Genomic DNA, 21,650 nt, shown 5'->3' on the forward strand with positions numbered 1-21,650 from the left:
AGCAAGATTCACTTTCAAAGGCCCGCAGAAAGGAATCCATAGTCGGCTTTTATCTTGAAGCGGCTCTCTCTCCGCCCGTCACCGCTCTGTCTCGGTTGTCGCGTTTGCCACGCCAGCCGTAACGAGGTTTAAAGTCTTTGCACGTTTCCATCACTCGACTGCCGTCTGTGGCTGTTCGTTGCAGTGGGGGTGCCTCCCCCTGGGGATATCCCCGGCCTTACCCCATTCTTTCAAGACACAATGCAAGGCCACATCCGCATAGGTGCATTACCGCAACGTTAAGGAGACTCAGAGTCAGCAAAATAAGAGGAAAACCCAACTCTGCGCCTCCTTAACGTTGAGGATGTGCACTGATGATGACCCGATGCAGCCTGGCCCACTTAACATACTCACTGCCAGATCATCATCAATGAACACCATAAAAAGACCTTCCGTGGCTCAAGTCACTGTCGTTTACTCCGTAAAATGCTCTCGCTGAAACCACTTTACGCACTAAACCTGCCGGGCATGTATTTGCACGGTGCCGGAGCTTTCCCTTACCTTAAAATTTACTTTCTAACACTTAAAATTGTTTGATGCTGGTGGGGAAAGACAATGAAGTGACTATCAAACCCGCAAGCGACATGGGAAGCTCCCCACCAGCACGAAAAATTCTATGTTAAGTTAACTACATAATCAATATGTTAGAAAAACAATTTTAATTTTCTAACACATTATTTCCCGTAAAGATTTTCAACTCCACCGTTCTTCTTATCCCACTCGTTCGCCCATACCCGGCAAGCATCAATTATTTCCTGACGGCGATCGCCCTGCATGAACGGAATGCTTTCATGAAAGCTGCTTGGAATGCAGGCCACACTGAACACTGTATCAAACTCAGTCTGCTTGATTGCCTCCAACGTCTCTGGACGCATTTTCAATTCGTCGATCGGTGCATCCTTAGAGTCCATAATCCGGCGATGCAAGCGTGGAAAATCCGTTTCAAGGTACGCCATAATTTTATCTGCCAGACATTCGTCTATGTCGGTATTCCAGTCAGTTTCGAAGCCAGGAATTCGGTAGTAAAGCGGCGTTCCCCATACTGACGGGATCACATCCATCGTCAGCAGGCGGCTGGTTCTGATTTGCTGATGGTAATTTGCCGTCAGCAACGCTTCGCCACGTTGCCCAGTCTCCGCGACCAGACCATGCGGAAACTCATGGATATAGGCAATAGCTTCTCTTCCGTCATACATTAGCGGGAATGTCTCTGGCCTTTGCCCCATGCCACAGGCGCGATTCAGATCATGACCAAGTTCTGAGCACTCTCGTTTCAATGTTTCAATAATGCTCTGCGCCGCTGCTAACTTTTTACGCAGTGTGACGAGTTCGCCTTGATACTCAACGCATTGCTGATTTAGCTTGGTTAAACGCTCTTTTAGTTCCCGACGCTCTCTTTTCAGCGTGCGGTTATCTTTCTCCGCAACATCCAGTCGTTTTGTCAGGCTTGGCGGATAGTCTTTTTTGTAACGACTCAAATCGACTTCAGCAGATTTGCGCAGTGTATTTGCCTGCTCAAGACGCGCCTCCAGATTGCCGATCTCATTACGCATATTCGCGGCAAATTGATTAACTGCATCCCCCAGGCTTTCAACTGTCGCTGATACACCAGTGACTTGAGAAAAACGGATCAAGCCATCATTAACGGCTTGCTGATATTCCTCAAACTGATCCACCAGCTTATTGTAATCAACTGCCCCATCATCAAGGAGCTGGTTGATTTCCGCCACCAGGTTATCTGTAGTGGCAATGACGCTCTCATGCAGTCGCTTTGACAGGTCATCGCCCGGATTTCGTTTCTGTATAAGCGCGATTTGTGTCCGCAGCGTTTCAATTGCGGTTGAGATGATCTCCAGGCTTGATGATTCTACTTGCTGACTCATGTTTGTTCCCTTTCTTGAAATTAGTTTTCTAACATATTTTATTAGTATGCAATTTCAATAAAAAGACTCAGGCAACAAAAAACCCGCCAACTGGCGGGTTTATGACCGTTTAGACGTGTTGGAGTAGCATGTATGCCATATAAATCAAAGCTATCAGTACGACAACTACCTCTGAAATTCTAAACGCGCGCTTTACTATCTGCCGCTCACCGTGGGGTATACCATCCGAGTATTCCTGATCCGTCATTTTCCCCAGCCAGCTTACCGATAACAGAGCTGCATTCTCACTCATATCAAGTTCACTTACGGCCTCTCGTATAAGTGGCGCGGTTACTTTCCTGGAAGCAACTTTCATGGTTATGCTTCTGGTTCTTCCGGCGTCATCAGCAAACGTCAGATTTACGTGGTGTTTTCTGCTCAATGAACAAACTCCCAATCATTGGCTTTCGCGCTTTCCGGGGTAATGCATACCTTGTCGCCGGTAACTATGTTTCGGGCTTCTAATGCCCCATCATCCATCTTTTTAAGCTCTATACAGAAAGAATGAGGCCATGAGCAGCGACGAGCAACAACGTTAGCACCGGCAGGGATAAGTTCAGCCACGTTAAGTAAACGCAAAACGATTTCTCCGTTTAATCAAGATTTACATATTCCGTGATAGCTTTTATGGCTTCATCGGCACTGCGCGCCTCAAAGCAGTAATAGCCTGCTTCCGTGAGGCGAGTCATCCAGACGAGCTGTTCGGGAGTCAGACGGTTTCTCCCGTGCTTCATCTCAATGCGCATTCCGTGATACCCACCACGAGCAAGGTCAATAGAAAGGTCCGGATAGCCCTTCTTCTGACCTTCTGCCACCATCTTAATGGCTGTCCTTTTGCCTCTCAGGCCGCCGTTCGGTGTTGAGTGTGTGTGCTCATACACGTATCGCATGTTGCGATACAGCCAATCCAGAACGCGAACCTGTTCGTAATGTTCGTAATTCCGTTTTAATAAGTCAGGATTTCTTTCTAACTCTCTCAGTGCAGCAGCGTGCGGGGATATTTCAGAATACGCACTATGATGCCTGCGTCTTCGCATCAAATTTCTAACACAAACTTCCTGAAATCATGAACACGATAATAACAAGAGCGTTAGTTTTATCAAAACCGAGGGGAATACTACTGAAGAGATAGGCGGATGCAACAGGTCGGACTTGTTTTTAGAGTAAATGGTGATGCGGGTCAACAAGCCGGGTAAATTGTATGTCATTTACCCAACTTGTTATTTTTAATGGTTTATTTTATCAGGTTCGTTAATTTCCGTAACCGCCTTGTCGATAGCAATCATCCATCCTTCATAGGATAAATCATCAACAAGTCCCACCAGCTTATCGTCAGTGTGCGGAAAATAAATCCATCCCCATTTCGAAGGGTTTTCTATATGCCGCAGGGTAAATACCCGCTTATAACGGTGGTATTCAAGGGCGTATCCCTTCCCTTGTGAGTACGCTTTTAAGTCGTCGATCGTAAACCTACGATTCTTCCGCATGGCTACCCCACGATTCGATATTTCTCTATAGACTCGTCGTAACTTGTGTATACGTATGGCTCTGTATCATCAGCATAAGGCGCGACTTCCAGAGCATGAACGGGATTGTATACCGCGTCATTTTCCAGGCGATCGCTCGAATACAGATGCCCGGCTAAAACCGTAAGCGCCGGGCGACTCATTTTGTAGATTTCTGCCACATCACTATCTACAACTTGTCCAAATGATATGTCGCCACGCTCCAGCAATAACGTTTTAAGCGCAGGCCACCACGGCCCATAAAGATGATAAAGCTGTGGATCTCTTTTCAGCCTTTCCGCCATGCCATCCAGATATGCATCCAGAAACGCCTCTTCACTCCTGCCATTGAGCGCCTGCGGCAAAATGTCCTCAAGGTAGGATTCCGTCGGTTTTACAGTGTCAATTAATGTCGTCATTCAAATTCGGCCCCGGTTGGGGCCGCTCCTTATCTGTTAGGCCGCATCGGCGATTATTTTACGCAGTTCATCTAACGAGTAACGCGTAGACACCATCCATGCAGGACGGTCAAAGTTCACATCAGCAACCGGGTTTGCTTCAAAATTCCAGAAACGCCCGCCAATCTTCTTAATCGCGTCTTTGGCGTTCCGTATTGTCGAGGAACCAGGTTGGTCGGCAATGAGATAAACCGCACCGACGTCCTCGCTGACACTCCACCAGCGCCCGCGAACACGCGCCTTAGCGCGAATCGGCTTATCATTAACCACAATGATATAGTCATCATTCGCCGCTTCATCAGCTCTTGCTTCAGCCACTGCCGCCTGCTCTTCTCTTTTGCTTTCAGCCTGTTCAAGCCTTTCCGCGATCTCTGATTCGGTGGCCCCGCCGTTTTTCAGCGATACATAGTCTTGCCACGTTGCTGATTTGAGCGCATCCGGCAACTCATTCACATAGTCACCGTCTTTCAACTCACGGGCGCGGCGGGTAGCCATTTCTACCAGGCGATTAACAGAAACAGCATCAGCAAAATCGTCCTTACTAATGTGTTTTTCATCAAATGCATTGATGACAGCCCCCACCTTAATCCACTGTGCTGCCGGTGATTCCAGGGGGTTATCAGCCTGGACTATGGCGAGTTTCGCTCCATCTACCCCATTATTCGCCAACTGTTCCAATGCCGCCCATCCATCTGCATCACTGAGTGATTTATATTGCTCAAACAATGCATCGCGCCAGGCCACCAGCGCAGAACGTGTTTTTTCGATCTTCGTCTTAATTTTGGCGATCTTGACCTGATTAAACATCCGTTCAATATCATCGATATTGCTAAAGGCTTTCATTCTGCCCTTGAATAAACGGTATGCCAGCACGGTCCTCCAGAATGATTCCAGACCTTCTCCGGACGGTTTGCGGAACAAGCTAAGAATATCTTCAGAAGTGACTTTATTAAGCGAACGACCTGACAGACCACGCCCAGCCATCCAGTTTTCGAACTCCTGGACAACATCATCCATCGTTGCCTGTGCGCCCCATGCCTGCATTCCCTGGATGTAATCATACCCATACAATGCCTGGAGGAATCCCTCGCCGTCCACGATATTCAGCGGGTTATCACTGGCTTGTATTTTTGCCACTTCACGCTTCAGCGCCTCATCGTTGCCATCTGGATATATCCATCGTTCAGGTGCTATATCCGATGCTCGCCCGATTTTTTGGCCTATCACGCCATCATAGGCCGATGACAGCGCGATCTGACCATCATCTGTGCGATATGCCCAGTATTTAATAGCTGACCCACCGCCCCATGCATTACCAGGTTTACCAGCAATAACATTCATTACCCCATTGCGAATAGCATCATAGAACTGATCGCGAGTAAGTATTGTTGATAGCTGGTGGCACTGAACACCACGCGCAGCCGTTGCGCGCGATTCAGCTACCCCCTCTTCAAAAGTTACCGCTTCAATCACAGAGTCAAACGGCAATGTAACGATTGACCCCGGTGATCGAGCGTAACGACTTGCTCTATCCAGCCAGGCGATACGGCAGAGGTATTGTGCTTTTTCACCGTCAATTTTTTCCACCCGGACAATCGCTGTTGTTTCGCGATCATCAATGACTGCACGGTAATAACTACCTTTATGCAACAGGATATTCTTGTCAGTGCGCATATATTCCTGTGGGTTCTGAATAACATCGATACTGATATCCAGCACACCAGACTTAATAGCGCGCTCCACATCACCACGAGAGCGTTTCATTATGGTATCCGCGTCTTTTGCCCTGGAGATCGCAAACCGCAGCACCCGCGCACGTTTTCTGTAGCTACTCAACTGCTCAAGCGCGAATTTTTGCCCATTCCTGTTCGTACCTGCTTTTATCAGGTCGTCAAGATTTCGCTGGTAATACTCTATCTGTTCCATCGCGCTTTTCAGTTCTGTCTCCATCATGCCGATATCTTTTCCAGCGGCGTTTGCCGCTTTCAGGTAGATATCGAGAGCATTGTTGGCCTCGCGCTGTGCTTTCAGTTTCAGACGTTCTTCACGCTCTTGCGCCTGGCGAGCCATGATTGCGCGGCGTTCTTCCGGGTTTGCCGCCAGCATAATGGCGCGTTCATCAGCATCATCCGCATCACCATTGGCGATCTCTGACATGTCGGAGGTCATCACCATCTTGATCCAGTCTTTCTTACGTTTCAGCGTATCCAGACGGAAGTCGTCGAATGTGCCTTTGCCACAATAGTAGTGAACATTGACCTTCTCTTGCGGTGAACCTACGCGCGCACCGCGCCCATTTCGTTGGTCGATACTGGCTGGTGTCCAGGGTAGTGTCAGGTGGTGGATATCGGTTGTCCCGATATGCAGGTTAATACCTACTTCAGCCTTCTTGTTACAGATAATTATGCGCGTGCGCCCTTCGTTATAGTCGGCGGCAATGCCTTCCATACCCTCAAGGCCAGCATCATTTTTAGCTGAGAGATAATCCTCATATTGGGCAAGTTTGCTGTAGTAGGTTTCCCATGCCCCTTCTTTGTATTCACCGTTTTTATTCGGAGTAGGTTCAGTCGGCTTATTCACCTTCTTCAGCTTGATGCCGCCAGCCTGGCTAACGGTCGTCGCATTGATAATGCCTATCTCTTGCTCCGGCATTTGCAGTGCACTGGCGATAATACGGCGCAGCTTCTGGTGCTGGGCTTTTTCATCAATGAAGACAATTTGTTTACCGTTCTTCAGACCTTCACGAAGGTTTTCGATCAGCGCGGCATACTTCGGCGGGATTGGGTGTGATACCTGCTGCATATCAATCCCGGCGGCAGCAATGGCCTTCAGTATTTCAGCTTCCAGTTCAATGCTGGCACGTATTTCAACATGCGCCGGATGTTCACTAAAGGTGGTCTTCACTACCTTACTGGTGCGCGTACTAACCAGCCCACCAGCGCCGTCTTCTTCGGCCTCGTCTGCATCATCTGCCACTTTACCGCCAGCTACTTTTGGCAGGGCATCAGCAATAGCTTTTACCTTGTCTGCAAGCTCAACGGGGAACTGGAATGTAATCGCACTGGCATACAGATCCGGATCTATAGCAACCTTATCCATGTCGCGGATGATGGAGAAGATGAAATCATCCGGTTTTTCGTTTGTGATATGCCCGTTTTCATCAACCGTCAGCGCATCTTTACTACTTAACTCCTGTGCACGCTTACGAAGCTCTTCATAAGCAGCCTCCTGCTCCCCTGTCATCGGGATCTGCAAGGTATTCTCGACAATATCAGGGATTTTAACCGTCGCCCCGACGTCCGCAGCAGTCTTCAGAGTAGTCCAGCGATGGAAAATACCACGCAGGCCATCAAGGTTCTGGAAGCCAACCAGCCCCTGCTTCTCTTCCACTTCCCCGGAAATTTTCTGGACCTGAACTGTGGCTGTTTTACCAAACACACGAACGAAATCATCAGGCGTAATGATGCCCATGCGCATCCACTCTTCCTGCGGAATGACTGTAGACAGCATGTTGAAGGCATCAATCGGACTGTTCACCAGCGGTGTTGCCGTCAGCATGACTACACCACGCCCGTTGTTGCGTTTCATCATGTACGCAGCTTTTACAGCCATGTCGCGGGCCATCTTGGATACTGCCGGGTTAGGCAAATATGCCAGTTGTCCCGCTTCACGCCCGGCATTAAAGGAGTTGCGGTAGTTATGCCCCTCGTCGGCAATCACGCTATCGAAGTTCATATCCTCAAAGTACGGGATATTCTGCTTCTTCGTTGTACCGGTATTCGCGGCCTGATCCTTAATCTTGTTCTTCTTCTGCGCATCACGATGTTTACCAGACGCCAGGTCAAGACGCCCCATTTCCACAGCATTAAAGACAGCTTGCTGTGAGTTCTCCTCGATGGTTTTTTCTCGTAGCGGGATAGACGCGAATTGTTCTTTTGTCATGATGACCGTTCGCCAATTTGACGACGGGATCATGTTCATGCGCTGAACGATAACGGCGCTGGCGGACTCTTTCACAACATTTCTGGTAAGAGGCTGCCCGTTACTGTCGAGGCGGGGTTCGCCATTTTCATCAAGCACCGGAGCGGTCAGAATATTTCCGCTGTCATCACGAACTTCATCCAGACCGATAAACATCATATTGGCGAAGGCATCAGCACTGTAGAAGCTCTGTGCCTCGTGATACCAGTTCTGATAAACCGCCTTCGGAACAACAATACACGTGCGTTTAGTACGACCTGTTTCGAAGTTATACGCCTCAAGCGCAAGCGCGGTCGTGGTTTTACCCAGCCCGGTACCAAATCCCATGATGCCGCGCCCATCTTCTGACAAGCGACGAACTTCTTCATTCTGATAAGTCAGAGGAATGCGCTTTCCACTAATCCCTTCCAGGCCAAGCGGTGCGTTAGAGTGCGTGAACGGAATGAAGCCATTGAATGCGTCGTTATAGTCACGGGCTATCTGATCCGCCTGCGGGTGGGTGCGTAACCAGTCGTTAAAGCTAACTTCCAGTTGAGCAATTTTATCCAGGTACTCGTTAGCGTTCTGCCCACGCGGTTTAACACCGTTCAGGTAGTTTTCTAACTGGTTCAGGAAGCCGTCTTTATTGTTGGCCTTCTTGAACTCATTCCCGTTTTTGCCGTTTACGGTTCGTAGCTGATAGCCGGTAAATACCCCGTCCTTACCTTCGTAATCGTCCGGAGATACCAGAATGCCATCGACGATCTTCAGATCAGGTTCTGTGTACTTAAACTCGTCATAGCCCTGCTCTGCCAGGAACTCTTTTATCAAGCGGCGATCCAGCCAGCGGGCGTTCAGATTAACGGTGACTTTATTTAGTGGCGTGAAAATGCGTTTCTCTTCGATTTTCGCCAACTGACGCTCAAAGTTCGCTTTCTGCTCACCTGTTGATGCATCACGCCAGCCCACCAGCAATGCTGTTTTGGTTACAATATCGCCGCTGGTGGCGCGGTCCATCGGTAGCAGGCAGCCATACCCATCAATAGCGATATCATCAAATTTCGCCAGGTATTCAAGGGCCGCGTCGTCGTCCTCTGGCAGTTCACCAGCAAACGCCTCACGAAAGTCGCCCAGCGTTATAGGATTAAGGGCTACATCACTGAAAAGATGTGCTATCACTTGTTCCGGACGTGTAAAGTCAATACCGGCAGCACCATCCGTTACATCAAGTCGCCCTGCCAGAAGGTCAGAAGTGGAACCATCCTGTTTCACATTGCCAGTGAACGTCATCCAGTTTTTAGCGCCAGCTTCAGCAAGCCCATTCAGCTTAATCGCGTGCGGTGGTCCATACTTCGCAACTTCTGCTGCCGCCAGGCGGGATGCATCTGCCAGTTTGTCATCAACGTTCACCCCCAGGTTACGCAAATCAAGTGCCTTGTTGATCAACTGCCCTATCAACGCACCGCGCATAACGCGCTCCCTGTCTTTTTCTCGCTGTTTGCCAGCAAAGCGAATCATTGCTGCCACTTCATCACTGACAACCGATGGATAGTCGGACGCGATCGCCGATATCTGGTCCCATGACAAAGCCAGAATCCCGTTTGTTGACTGGAACGCGATCTGCAGATCGCCAAACGTCGAAACACCATATCGACTTACATCAAGCGCGGAGGATTTGGTTGTCGTGTCCTTAACCCATTTCAGGCCATCAAACTCATGCCAGATACCGCCTACAAGACGCTTATCCCCTACTTTTGCGCCCTGCCATGCCTGGGTAGTTACTCCGAGCAAATCCCAATTAATACGGCTTTCAAAGCGGCGTGATAACGCGGTTTTCATCGACTCATTGGATACACGACCGTCCTTTTTCACCACCAGGGTATTGCGGAAGCTGGTGCGTTCCATGTCGCCGTAAACAAATCGCTTCCCTTCGGTTGTAAACCATTTCCCTTTGAGGAAGGTATCCCAAAGGACGTTTGCCGATTTGAGCGTTGCATCATCCGTGTCGGGGATCATCTCCAGGAAGGTTTCCGGGTGTTTACGCAATACCCATACGTCCACCACGGTATCTGTACCGGATTCGCTGAACGTACCAGAAGGCATACGATGCGCGCCCAAAAATTCCGCTTTACGGCTGACTTTATCGCGCAATTTTTTGTATTTCGTACCATCGGTCATGCCATTCGGCACCACCAATACAATTAGTCCACCAGGCTTAACCTTGTCGATCGTGCGCAGCACAAAATAATTGCCAACGTTCTTCTCGTTTGCATATGCCGGATCAAGCCCGGCGACGCCGGAACGCCCTTCGCCAAACGGTACGTTACCAACTGCGTGGTCATACATTGCATCTTTCGCCGCCAGCGCCTCAAACGCCCCGATATTCACATCATCTTCCGGGTGCAAAAGCTGGTTTATTCGACCGGAGATCGGAGACAGTTCGGCGCTGGTCATTATCATGCCCTGCCGTTTTGTCTCCTGGAAAATACCTGTGCCTGCTGACGGTTCCAGTACGTGACCGCTATCAATACCGTAGTCGCCGAAGAGATCCCATATACCTTCTGCCATAAACTGTGGCGTATAGTATTCGTATTGGCTGCCCTCACCATCTGTCAGGCCGCCTTCACCGGTATACCCGGCAAGAATCTGGCGCTGTTCGTCAGTTAATTTCGCCCCATCGAAGCCAGGCGGAAGGGAATTAAGAAGATTTACTGCGGCGTTGTTTGCTGCCCGGCGTGTTTTCTGAATACTGACGCCATCGACTTTCTTAACGCCAAAGGTCACTACAGCTCGCGGTTTATGCAACCGACTAACAATTTCAATCAGCGCCCCAATGCTGGTGGCCTGGCTAATTGAATCAATTATTTTGTCCAAAGGAAGCCCCCTCAAAACCGTTAAATCCGCCTTAAGCGGCACGGTTTGAGAGGGTATGGAGTGTGTTAATTTCGCAGAATCACACCCCGAAGGTTCTTACTCAAAAGGGGATCATGGTTGAACCTGGATAACATCACCGTTCTTAACGGTAATGATTTTGTTCAGAAGAACGATTTGCGGGAAATTTCCAGCATACCAACTGAACGAACCAATCACTTCATACTGGCCTGGTGGTACGTTTTCGAACTCAAATTTGCCTTGAGCATCAGTCAGGACAGTTCTGTCATATTCCGCAACCCTGCCGTCGATTATTTCTAAGGTCTGAGTGTCGTAATCAATTTTGGGGGTATTTTTGATATATGAAGTATACGGACGCAGTATGATATTGGAGCCAGCACCAATCTTCACATCCCCTCCGCGAGTTACTCCAAATAATTCCCCCTTAACCTTACCTGTGCCTTTTTTCGGCAATGCCTGATATTCCTCTACAGGGAATGCTGGGCGTTTAACAAACTGTTTTACTTGCTGAGGCTTGTTGTATGTCTGAACCGGAGCGCATCCTGATAATGCAAATGCACAAACAATAGTCGCTAATATTGCTTTTTTCATAACTTTCTCTTTTCTCAAATAAATAACGCAAACCAATAATAACCAGTGTTATCATTAACTTAGCGCAACTTAACTTTTCTGTTAGATAATACATTGAATAAAGTTAAAGATGAATGCCGTTTAATAATGTTTGGTGTAATAGAAATCACATTCTCAACATAGTTATTGCTCTTTTTTCATTCGGAGCATGATTATGATCAATAATGAACCTCGCTGGCTTATTGAAGCCCGTAAAAATATTGGAGTCACCGAAATAAAAGGAGCGAAACACAATCCTGAGATCGTCCAGTTCTGGCGGGATATTAAGCGCGGTGGAATTAAAGACGATGAAACGCCGTGGTGCGCAGCATTTGTCGGTGCAATGCTGGAACGTGTAGGCATCCGCTCAACAAGATTTGAGTCGGCAAAATCCTATCTGGATTGGGGCGAGAAATTAGATACACCGGCATACGGATGTATCGTTGTATTTACTCGCGCAGGCGGTGGGCATGTAGGCTTTGTTGTCGGACGCCGCGCCAATGGCGATCTGCTTGTCTTGGGTGGGAACCAGGGGGATGCTGTTAATATTCGCGCATTCCCAACATCAAGAGTGTCTGGCTATCGCTGGCCTGCTGGCGAACCACGCAATACAGCTCTGTTACCTGTCGGCGACGCAGCAACCTCAACTAATGAGGCATGAAAAAGCCCCGGCCAGGCCGGGGCATCACACTTCAAGTTACGATCCAATCATTACCGACTGCATCCGCCGTCGATAAATCGACTTCCCGGATCTGGCATCCATTAATACAAAACCATCCGGTAGTAGAGCAATTATCAGGCCAGATCCATATACCAACACTCCATGCTTTACGGCGGCACACTTCAGCCTGTCCTTCCCTGATTTTTTTTACCGCCTGCATGATGTCCATCACTCGCCTCCCCAACCGATCACCTGGAATTGTCCCATCCTTGGGTGATACCAGCGTTTTCCTCGGTGTTCAGCCTCCGACATCATCAGGGTAAAGGCATTCATGAAGGGAGATAAGGCCACAATAGTACGACGCGACAATACCCCCTCTGGCGTCAAAAACTCATGCGTATCTGTGGGAATCCGGTAAGCGTTGACCAGGTTACGGCATTTGGCTTCAGTCAGGCCACATTTCGCCGCTAACTGGCGATAGCCAATGTAACCTTCTGGCATGTTGCCCTTCTTGATCTGCTCGACGGTTTCAGCAACCTGGCTAACCTTTGACTCAACAACATGAAGCCGCTTTTGCTGCTGAACTGCATTTGCAGCCATTGCAGCGATCATCTCTATTTCGGTCAACGGCTGGCGTACTTGTTCTTCCAGTTCGCGCCAGCGGTCCACCAGCCGGGCGGTGAATTCGGGAGAGAGCTGCGCGACGACGATAATGCTATCGCGCTTGCTTTGCTCGCCTTCGAAGACGTAAGCCTCAACACTACGTCGTAGTCCTAAGTTATTGATTTTTTCGAAAACCTCAATTTGAGGACGAACAATAACGCCACCTTTGTCTAATGTCTCAATAGTGCGTTTCACATTGTCATGACGTTTTCCCACCAGCTCCGCGATCTCAATGCTGGTCATTGATGGCTTTTCGAGAATGCAGATATCCATCAGTGAGCCTCCGCAATGCCGGGATTGGTAATATTGCGATACCAGGGATTGGTGTTTGGTTGTGGGGAAGTAGAGAAACGACCAGTGAGAACGCCATACTGATCAGGGATCAGAGAACGGGCTTCTTTTTCAGTTGCGGCAATTGCGAAGTGATCGCAGTGTTTTTGCAGGGAGTGAAAACGCCAGATGAATTCTGGACGTGAGCAAGGATTGGCATTAACCATAGTTACGGCCTCACTAACAGGTTTAACAACCTGCTACCCGCTGCTAAACAGGTGGCAGGACGTGACGGGGTTAGCAGACTGGCGTTAGTGAAACCAGCAGGCCGAAGCCTCCCCATCACGCCCCACCATAATTTGGGCGTAACGCGGTTTTACGGACACAAAAATACCGCAATATCGGATATCTGCGGTTGTCCGCACTAACATTCAGGCTGCTAAACCCGGTCGCAGAATTTGCTACGACGGCATGAATATAAGCCTGAACATTAGAAAGATCAACAGAATTTTTATCAGATGCTGTTTTTTAGTGACGATATAAATCATACATTCTTGATTAGAAACATCAATTTAATTTTCTAACATACATTTTCGAGCGGTGAAATTCCCGCCGCACGGTTATTGTACAGTCAATCGCAACATCATCCCCGAAAGCCCTCCGGAATTGACCAGTCTTCCCGGTCAAATTCAGACCGATAGCCACGCTGTTTCATCAGGTCAAAGGCTTCACCAATGGTTGCACACCCCTGGGAGCCAGAATAATCCATTGAGAAATCCAGGGCACTGGATTGTTTAGGCTTATTCACTGCTGTAGCGGCACTACGTATCCATGCAAATTTTTTTGCCAGCTTTTCAGCGGTACGATACAGAGCCTGCCGTTTTGCGTGCCCCTCATCTGAACGACGCTTTGCAGCTCTCGCTTTTGCCGCCGCCAGGCAGTGGTTGCTATGTTCTTCCCTGATTACTGGTTTTTTATCCAGCCCCCCATTATCCGCTTGAGAACTATCTGCTGGTGAAGCCTTTGGCTGAACCGCGCATGATCTTTCTCTTCTTTTGGCTATAGAGTGACTCTTATTTTCTATTGGCTGTTCATTTTGAACATGGGGGGACTTGTTCAATTTGAACAGGGGGTTCCCAGTTTCAAAAAAATAACGAACCTTTGAAATCAACTGCTTAACCAGTTTTGTGGCGTTGGCAAATTTGATGCCCTGCTTACTCCCTATCTCCATTGCTACATGAATGAAGTGGAGAAATTGTGTTGTAAACCGGTACACGTTACACACCTGAGCATTGTTATTCGCTACCTGATGCTGCTTAACAAGCATTCCGCACTTCGTCGCTTCGGCAAATGCCCGGCGCACAGTAGAAATACTGCGTCCTGTAATCTCGGACATATCCGCATATGAGCGACGGATCATGTATTCATCGGTAGCTCCTGCCAGGTTGGCGAACTCGGCAATAATGGCGCTATGTGAAGGGGAAAGAAAACCGCTATGACGAGCAAAAAAACTCAACTGATGACCTTTGATTTTTTTGTGGTATTCAGTGTTGTTTTTATACTCAGAAGTGTTGAAAGTAACTGAAACTGAATTTAAAATACTCACCAGATAGTTCCGTGAAAAATCTATCTACCGTATAAATCTATGCCAGTGGATTTATACACCCAAAAGCCGCTACTCAGCGGCTTTTGCTTTTTTTGGCAGTCGCTACCGGAGCAGTGACCGCGATCCTACTCGATCACGTGCCGTCGGATCAACAGTGTATAAAAACACACTGTGTTAGAAAATTAAGCTAGCTTTTAGCTCACATCCTCTTAGACACAAAGATCAGCGGAGTCACCGTCTTGTTCTCTTTCACCGGTATTTCTTGTTGTTTATTGGCTGATATTGGCAGACCATAAGTGGCATTAGCCCCCAGGGATTCAAGCATCGCCGCGACAATGCGTGCATCATCCTCTGACTGCATACGGCAGAGCGCCCGGCGCTGTTCTGCGCTGATAAAAACAGGCATTTCCTGGATAGCATCACGCAAAATACGGCGGCATTTCTTCGCGTTCTCCCCCTGGCTTTCCATCATCGCGGCCTGGTCGCGTAGTTTGTCGCGAAGCTGCATATTTTCCACTTCAAGATGTATCAGTTCCGACTCCAGAACTTCACGTTGTGCTGATTCGAATATGGCTTGCTGACTCTTCATTGCTGAAAAGTGGTGAACCAGATCCGTAGCAGCATTATCGGTAAAACCTTGTTCGATAAGTGCCGCATGAATCGCCGCGTCGCGTTCTTCTGCTGATTCAAGCATCAGGCTTTTCTTGTCGAGGCTGATATAGTTAGGCACAGTTACGTAATCAAAACCGTGAAAAGACTTTACCAGGGATACAGAGTAATCTGGACCAGATGTAGCCCATGACCAACCACCTGCGCCAGAATTAATCATACCCTGAACAATACGTCCGGTGTCCGTATCCAGTATTTCCTGTGTATGGGTAACAATGCCGTTGTCGTCAATTGAAATGTCGATAGTCCTGTTTGACGGCACGTTCTCCAATACAACAGGCTTCCCATCTACCATCACAACAGAGACTTCCGGCAAGTCCAGGCTTTTCGTTTTGTTATAGTGCATCGCCCGGCGACCATGACCGTAATAACCATACATCTCACCCAGTGCGATACGCTCTTTTGTTTCTGGCGAGTTGAATGTGTCTCGTACCGACTGGATAACGTAATTGCGATTGTTCTGAGGTGTGTGTTTGCGGATTTTCTCTACCAGGGAGAAGCGATCCGTAACGGTATTCAGTGATTGCATTATTTCCCTCCGGTTAATTATTGCTCATCACAAATTTTGCAAAGTTGATTAATTGTTCTTGCGTCCAGTTTTCCGGATCGTCACCGGACGACAACGGCGCGGATTCGTACATACCATGCTCGTTGTTTTGCTCTGATTCATTCGCCTTAAACTCTTGGATCATTACGTTGAGAGTGTCATCGTCGATACGAAGCTGTTCGGTGAACAGATAACGCATAAACGCGTCGCTACCCGCCAGTTTCGGGTTGTTCTGGATCTGGTCCATTATTTGCGAGATGACAGCTACGAAGTTGGCGCGCGCATCCAGCTCTCGGTTTTCCTCTTCCTGGATAGCTGTGTTCATTGAGTTGAATTGCACGTCATAAGGACGGTTTTTTTCGGTGTAAACCTTCCCGTATTTATAAGCGAGGTGAATGTCATGAAGCCGATAAATAGTCCGCTGGGCGGCCTGTCTGATCCAGTTCGCGCGTAAGGCGGCCTGGATAGCTGTTTGCTGCCAACCGCCTTCTCCAAGTCCACCACTCATCTGATCAGCCCAGCCAAGCATTGTTGCGTCAATACCGAGGCTTGCCGCGAGCTGTCGGAGATGAAACATAACGTCTTCGATACCACTGATATCTGCGGGTATAGATTGCGTATCAATGGTGATCCCGTTCTTCCCATCCCCCATGACGGGTATCAGATGGTTAAGTACAGATGGGAGAGCATTAGAATTAATCGACCGTTGCGCTACGAGGTCGCTATGACGCTTCAGTGCCTGGCTGACCCCGCGCGTATAATTCGCCGCGTTTACCGGATCTATCGTGTTCGTTGTGAGTGCAATCAGGCGATCAATTTTTGCAGCGTTGTTTCGCGTTGCTTTCAGCGCAGCAAGCGCGGCACATAAATTCAGGTAGGGTTCATAACTGTATTCAAGAAACGACGTACCGTAGTTCTGCGTCTCCATTAACGGCTTGTCCTGCTGTTCACTAAGCAAGGAATAGCCTTTAGTGCCGTAAGTTACTGGCATTACTTTATGCTGAGGCGTCCAGTACGGGTTTTTCATGGAAACCAGATTCCACGGTTCGGTTATAACTCTGCGCAAAGTATGCGTATCCAGAATGTAATCACCGCTGAATCCGACAAGTTGGCTACCGCGATAAAACTCCTGAACGAAATGAGGGAGCGTGTAATAGCTCGACTCAATTCCAGTTATCCCCTTCCCTTGCTCTGCATATGGACGGATATACGACACACCGAAAATAGCCATGATCATGGCCCACGATGGCAGGCCATCATTAATCATTGAGCTTAAATCAGCGGTCAATTCCTCACATCGACTTACAGCCTCCTTATCTGCCCCATTTTTCGGAGCGAGAATAAATGCGAGGCCTGTTTTTTTTGATGGAGCCAGAGAATGCGCAATGTGAATGTTTAATGCTGTGGAGATAGTCGGACTTTTCGCCATCGTCTCCAGTATGTTGTATTTTTGCAGGCGGTCGCCGGGCAGTTCTGCCGAAATTGATACTGTATCTGCCGCGCTTGTCATGCCATCGCTATTGCCACCCAGGATACCCGGACGTAAAGCAGACAGACCAGAACGCGCAACGACACTATGACCGCTTGTAAAAACGACCGGATCAGCAGGCGTGACATCGCCACTGTTGAAGGCTTTCTTCAATGCCGACAGAAAGCCTTTGTTTTTGTCTTTCGTTGCCATGAGTCACCGCGAAATGTTTTCAGTTTGCGGCAGCATAGTCAGTATGTGATTTTTGATGATGGATCTTTTCAACTAGAAATATTGGCTGGCCCCTCTCGTAACAAAGTGAAGAATAAAACTTGAATATGCACATTGTGCGTATTAAGATTAAAAAAGTTGACCACTTTGCTGCGGAGAAATTCCATGAAAAGCTCTTTAATTAACTCCAAATTACACCAACTTGCTATCAAAAATCGAGTTCCTGCATGGTCGGTTTACATGCATATCAGCCACGCATGTCTGAGCAATGAAAACATTTACAATCTGCAAATTCTAAGCCGGGAAGGCAGGACTTTGTTTAGCGTTGCAGAGGATTCCTATAAGGCCTGGGATATGCTGGATGACGCGTTAAGCCAATACGCGCAAACAGAAGAATGCCAAAAAGAATGGGCCAGGTACTGTGATGAAGGGATGCCATGCTGCGGTCTGTTCGGCGCAGCTCTGTGAATCGATTCAACGATGATATACTTCGTTGCGAATCACAGCATTGGCAAAGGGCATATTGTGAAACAACTCCCACCAAACACCCCGGAAACCATAATTGAAATCCGCCAGCGAATGGGGCTAACGCAAACGGAGTTAGCCCACAAAATGGGGTATCAACTCCGGGCTTGGCAATTCAAAGAAGATAGAAATAAACCGAGACGCCTTATGGCTGGTGAATTTGAGTACCTGTTATTGCTTGCTGGAGAGCATCCTGAATTTATTCTTACACCACGCTAAAAAAACCCGCCTGACGGCGGGATTATCAATCATATCAATTCACATCAATGTCTTGATATGATTCGCCAGTATCGTCTTCGTCGTCAGGATCTCCTTCCACCTCTGGCCACTCAACCTCCCAGCCAACAGTTTCCAGGCTCCGCAGAACAAACACCCCATCGGCATGAATGGTATTCACGATCCCCATTGCGGAATTTGTGTTGATAAAGCGTAAATCTTGCGCAATATTTTCTTCCGAAATATCGCCTTCAAATATACGCAATGTGCCGTCATCAGAGCATTCAACAATCCCTCTAATCCCAGCGGGACTCACAATGCTATACTTCATTTTGCAACTCCTTCATACATCCCAAGAAAAATTCCAGCACGCCGTCATTGTTTAATACAGAGTTAGTCGCCTGCTCAGGATCGGCATACATCTGCAAGGCCATAGAAAAAATCTCAGTCGCCCTGCAATTGCTTAATGCAGGTGGCTTTGATATAAATCTGCCGCTGACAGAACTTACCGTATTTTCCATATAAATTTTAGACATATATCCATGACTTAGGTCGGTTCGCACCAAATACTCAGCACTGCCACGGCTACCAATATTATGATAAGAAACTTTACCGTTAGTTTTTGATTTAATGAAGGCTTTGGCCCTCTCCAATAGATGGGGATTTGAATGTTCTATATGGTGACCTATTTCATGCCATAATACACGCTCGTGATCACTATTAGCATCAATTGTTATATTCCCATTTCGACTTGCAAAAGCACGAACATTGTTCTTGTGGTTAATATTTTTTAATGTAGATAAAGTCCCTCCTGAAATAATATAGGCTTTTTCAATTGTCTCGCGAATACTGTATGCTTTACGGGAGAAAGTTTCATTATCGTGACCACTTAACTGCTCTGCTTCATCAGAAATAGCAATCCCACGACTCCATTCCTTAGACTGGTCATGTGACACATTTGACGATTCAAGAATCATGTCAAATGCGGCTCTGACTTTTTTATGTACTACATTTTCAAGCGCATTAGGATAGGCTTTTTGTCCACGTGTTAATGAAGCTATTTCATATAATTCTGCTTGCAAGTCTTCCGGTATGTCCAGATTAAAAACAAGCATTTTTTTCAGATCATATCCAATCCCATGATCATTCTGGTGCAAAACCTCAGCAAGGTAGTCAGTGAGTTTTTCCTTATTTGACCTAACTTTATTGATTTGTTCTATAGTAAAGTCAACGCGCTCCTTGATTCCGTAATATGAGGAATGCTCTGCTAATTCCACTATCTCCTTAAGCCTGACAAGTGTCTCAATATACGCATCAGCGATCTCCTCTGCCGTTAGTTCGGAGCTAACTCCGACGCTGGCTGTTATTTTCCTACCAGCCGCCATAATATCGTTGATATTATGCAAGCTCTTTTTGAATAACTTCAAAGTATTTTGGATTATGCGCACCATCTCTTCTGCGCTTCCAGCTTTATTCATTTCCTTTCTAAATCTTAAAGCTGTTTTCTCTGCAATAGACGCTGGAGATTTTAAATAGTTACCTAACCAAACAAGACAACCATTGCGCAATTCATCAATGCTAAAGTCATCAGGAATATGTTTTGCTGCATTATGTAAAACACGTATAAATTGTTCAGCGGGCACGCCTTCTTCTGACATATTGCAAAACGTTTCAATGTCACAATCAATATTTCTTTCATCTGCGAGTGAAGGAGCTTCATCTCCTTTTTCAATCGCGTCACGCAGTGCGTTAGCATAAAAATTGCTGCGTTGATAAGACAATAACATCGTTGTTAACACAGCGTTGCTGTATCCATAACGTTTAGCCCACGCCTTAATCTCATTAACGGTGACATTGCGAATATAAAAACCAAGTTCCAAAAATACATTGCGCTTTATTTTTTTTGCGGACTCCTTAATTTTTTCTGACGCCTTCACGATTCGGATCAAGTCCTCCACGCTGGTCGCATCAGCAATTAGCTTTGAAATGTATGGTTCGACATCTCCCGAAACCGATTCGAACATGGCGAAATTAAGCCCTTTACCTTCGCCATACTCAGCCTCAATTTCATCAGAAACGGCAGATAAAATGCTACGCAGATCGACATCTCCGCCGCCGAACATATCGCCTAACGCTTGTTGCTGGTGAATAAGTTCATCGTTAATTTTTTGCGCCAGTTTCTTGAAAGCTGCCCCCATTCGCTTAGCGCTTCGGTTGTTGGCAACAATAAACAGAGCAAGCGCTTCTGCTTCCGGAGTGCTATCTCCAAACAATCCACGCTGTGCGATCACCTCTTCTACTGCCTGACCGTTATCTTTTGCTTCACGAACAAGGTTAATTGCTTCCTGTAGCGCGGCAATAGCCTGTTTATCCAGACCATTCAATTGCTCTATACCGTCTACCAGTCCGGTTACCGTGTCATGGTGAACATCACCTGAAAGCGACTGCATTTGCGCAAAATCGCTGGCTGCCGTATTTAATGCGGTAAGGATGTTACGCATTTCCGGATCTGGCTCTTCCGCCACCAACCGAACAAGCCTTTCATCCTTGTACGCTTTGGCAAAAATTGCATTCTGGATGCGGTCGATAAGTTGTTTCGTTGGACGCCCATCGGCTGTAAGCAAACCTGCCGTCGCCGTATCACCTATTTCGCGCAAAAACGCACGAATAAACGCATCATTGGACCGCGCCAGTAGATTCCCATCATCTGAAGGATTAAATAGCGCCATGACGCTCTCAGTGAGAAATTGCGCATCCGCATACGCTTTTTCACTTGCAGCCATCTCTTGCAGATCGCTGATGTTTGAATCGCGGGCGAACTGCGCACGATCAACATCAGTGAGTCTTTCGCGCACCAATACGGGCATAGACATTTGTGAAATGTCGTCAGGATTCAGACCAAACTCTTTTGCATGATCGATCAGGTACTGGCGATATTCATCCGCCTGCCCTTGCTCATAGGCACGCCAGATACCCATGCTCCTTCCGTTGCCGGATTCAACAACGTTGTCCGGACCAACTATCGGCGCTCCGTGGCTGCTCATGCCGGAATCCGTTAATTGTGCCGGGCGTAAATTGGAGGCAATACGGTTAACCTGGAGTTTGCTGGATAGCCGTGTACGGTCACGTGGCTGGAGTTCTTCCGGGAAGGCCGGATTAATCGTACCGTCAAGGTTGTTCGAAATGATCAGACTGCTGGCATCAACGACCTTAAAAGCCGTCTTTACCTCTGCCCCTTTACTGGTGACTACGTAACTACTGCGCCCCTGGCGTGTTTCTCGCCTCTCTAATGAAGAAACCAGCGCAATAACACTGTTAATGTCTGCTGCTTCGGATAGCGCGGAAGTAACTGACTTGTTCAAAATACACTCCCCTTACATAGAAAGTAGGAAGTGTAAAAAGTGTGTGA

17 protein-coding genes are annotated in these 21,650 nt (G+C 47.6%); 3 read left to right on the forward strand and 14 right to left on the reverse strand.

What is annotated here, in order from left to right; genetic code table 11:
- Positions 1 to 713: 713 nt before the first annotated feature.
- The 6 genes from ACJHYR_RS21175 to ACJHYR_RS21200 form a co-directional block, all read right to left on the reverse strand.
- Positions 714 to 1,922, reverse strand: a complete 1,209-nt coding sequence (locus tag ACJHYR_RS21175; RefSeq protein WP_016262433.1) for a hypothetical protein — start codon at positions 1,920 to 1,922, stop codon at positions 714 to 716.
- Positions 1,923 to 2,554: 632 nt separating this feature from the next.
- Entirely contained in the window at positions 2,555 to 2,998 is a 444-nt protein-coding gene (locus tag ACJHYR_RS21180; protein WP_323135195.1) for a VRR-NUC domain-containing protein, read from the reverse strand.
- A 189-nt stretch (positions 2,999 to 3,187) separates the two neighbouring features.
- Positions 3,188 to 3,448, reverse strand: a complete 261-nt coding sequence (locus ACJHYR_RS21185) for a hypothetical protein (protein ID WP_021551770.1) — start codon at positions 3,446 to 3,448, stop codon at positions 3,188 to 3,190.
- A 2-nt stretch (positions 3,449 to 3,450) separates the two neighbouring features.
- Complete coding sequence (locus ACJHYR_RS21190; RefSeq protein WP_021551769.1) at positions 3,451 to 3,885, reverse strand: hypothetical protein; 435 nt, start codon at positions 3,883 to 3,885, stop codon at positions 3,451 to 3,453.
- A gap of 36 nt (positions 3,886 to 3,921) precedes the next feature.
- Positions 3,922 to 10,758, reverse strand: a complete 6,837-nt coding sequence (locus ACJHYR_RS21195) for an SNF2-related protein (RefSeq protein ID WP_410233144.1) — start codon at positions 10,756 to 10,758, stop codon at positions 3,922 to 3,924.
- A gap of 111 nt (positions 10,759 to 10,869) precedes the next feature.
- Entirely contained in the window at positions 10,870 to 11,367 is a 498-nt protein-coding gene (locus ACJHYR_RS21200) for a carboxypeptidase-like regulatory domain-containing protein (protein WP_029701827.1), read from the reverse strand.
- Between the two features lie 193 nt (positions 11,368 to 11,560).
- Between ACJHYR_RS21200 and ACJHYR_RS21205 the strand changes: the two genes are divergently transcribed.
- Positions 11,561 to 12,046 (forward strand): TIGR02594 family protein, encoded by a 486-nt coding sequence (locus ACJHYR_RS21205; protein WP_032152862.1) that lies wholly within the window; start codon positions 11,561 to 11,563, stop codon positions 12,044 to 12,046.
- Between the two features lie 31 nt (positions 12,047 to 12,077).
- Here ACJHYR_RS21205 and ACJHYR_RS21210 read toward each other — a convergent pair whose 3' ends face one another.
- The 6 genes from ACJHYR_RS21210 to ACJHYR_RS21235 form a co-directional block, all read right to left on the reverse strand.
- The gene (locus ACJHYR_RS21210; RefSeq protein WP_029701823.1) at positions 12,078 to 12,275 is read right to left on the reverse strand and encodes a hypothetical protein; all 198 of its coding nucleotides are present in this window, start codon (positions 12,273 to 12,275) and stop codon (positions 12,078 to 12,080) included.
- Entirely contained in the window at positions 12,275 to 12,982 is a 708-nt protein-coding gene (locus ACJHYR_RS21215; protein ID WP_114213056.1) for a Rha family transcriptional regulator, read from the reverse strand. The genes ACJHYR_RS21210 and ACJHYR_RS21215 overlap by 1 nt, the downstream gene beginning before the upstream one ends.
- A complete protein-coding gene (locus tag ACJHYR_RS21220) occupies positions 12,982 to 13,206 on the reverse strand; it encodes a host cell division inhibitor Icd-like protein (protein WP_000245715.1) in 225 nt (74 codons plus the stop codon). Before ACJHYR_RS21220 ends, ACJHYR_RS21215 begins: the two co-directional genes overlap by 1 nt.
- Positions 13,207 to 13,622: 416 nt before the next feature.
- Positions 13,623 to 14,585, reverse strand: coding sequence for a lytic replication protein (locus ACJHYR_RS21225; protein ID WP_114213057.1), 963 nt, complete (start codon positions 14,583 to 14,585; stop codon positions 13,623 to 13,625).
- A gap of 199 nt (positions 14,586 to 14,784) precedes the next feature.
- The gene (locus ACJHYR_RS21230) at positions 14,785 to 15,783 is read right to left on the reverse strand and encodes a hypothetical protein (RefSeq protein WP_021551762.1); all 999 of its coding nucleotides are present in this window, start codon (positions 15,781 to 15,783) and stop codon (positions 14,785 to 14,787) included.
- A gap of 13 nt (positions 15,784 to 15,796) precedes the next feature.
- Positions 15,797 to 17,482 (reverse strand): portal protein, encoded by a 1,686-nt coding sequence (locus ACJHYR_RS21235; RefSeq protein WP_114213058.1) that lies wholly within the window; start codon positions 17,480 to 17,482, stop codon positions 15,797 to 15,799.
- Between the two features lie 183 nt (positions 17,483 to 17,665).
- Between ACJHYR_RS21235 and ACJHYR_RS21240 the strand changes: the two genes are divergently transcribed.
- Positions 17,666 to 17,968, forward strand: a complete 303-nt coding sequence (locus ACJHYR_RS21240; RefSeq protein WP_021551760.1) for a hypothetical protein — start codon at positions 17,666 to 17,668, stop codon at positions 17,966 to 17,968.
- A 111-nt stretch (positions 17,969 to 18,079) separates the two neighbouring features.
- Complete coding sequence (locus ACJHYR_RS21245; protein WP_164843726.1) at positions 18,080 to 18,244, forward strand: XRE family transcriptional regulator; 165 nt, start codon at positions 18,080 to 18,082, stop codon at positions 18,242 to 18,244.
- Positions 18,245 to 18,278: 34 nt separating this feature from the next.
- Here ACJHYR_RS21245 and ACJHYR_RS21250 read toward each other — a convergent pair whose 3' ends face one another.
- Together ACJHYR_RS21250 and ACJHYR_RS21255 are read right to left on the reverse strand one after the other, a co-directional pair.
- Positions 18,279 to 18,572: a hypothetical protein gene (locus ACJHYR_RS21250; protein WP_021551759.1), complete on the reverse strand. Its 294-nt coding sequence runs from the start codon at positions 18,570 to 18,572 to the stop codon at positions 18,279 to 18,281.
- A complete protein-coding gene (locus tag ACJHYR_RS21255) occupies positions 18,562 to 21,603 on the reverse strand; it encodes a hypothetical protein (RefSeq protein ID WP_021551758.1) in 3,042 nt (1,013 codons plus the stop codon). The genes ACJHYR_RS21250 and ACJHYR_RS21255 overlap by 11 nt, the downstream gene beginning before the upstream one ends.
- Between the last annotated feature and the right edge of the window lie 47 nt (positions 21,604 to 21,650).

This window comes from Escherichia sp. WS1450 (assembly GCF_046487395.1).
GTDB lineage: Bacteria > Pseudomonadota > Gammaproteobacteria > Enterobacterales > Enterobacteriaceae > Escherichia > Escherichia coli.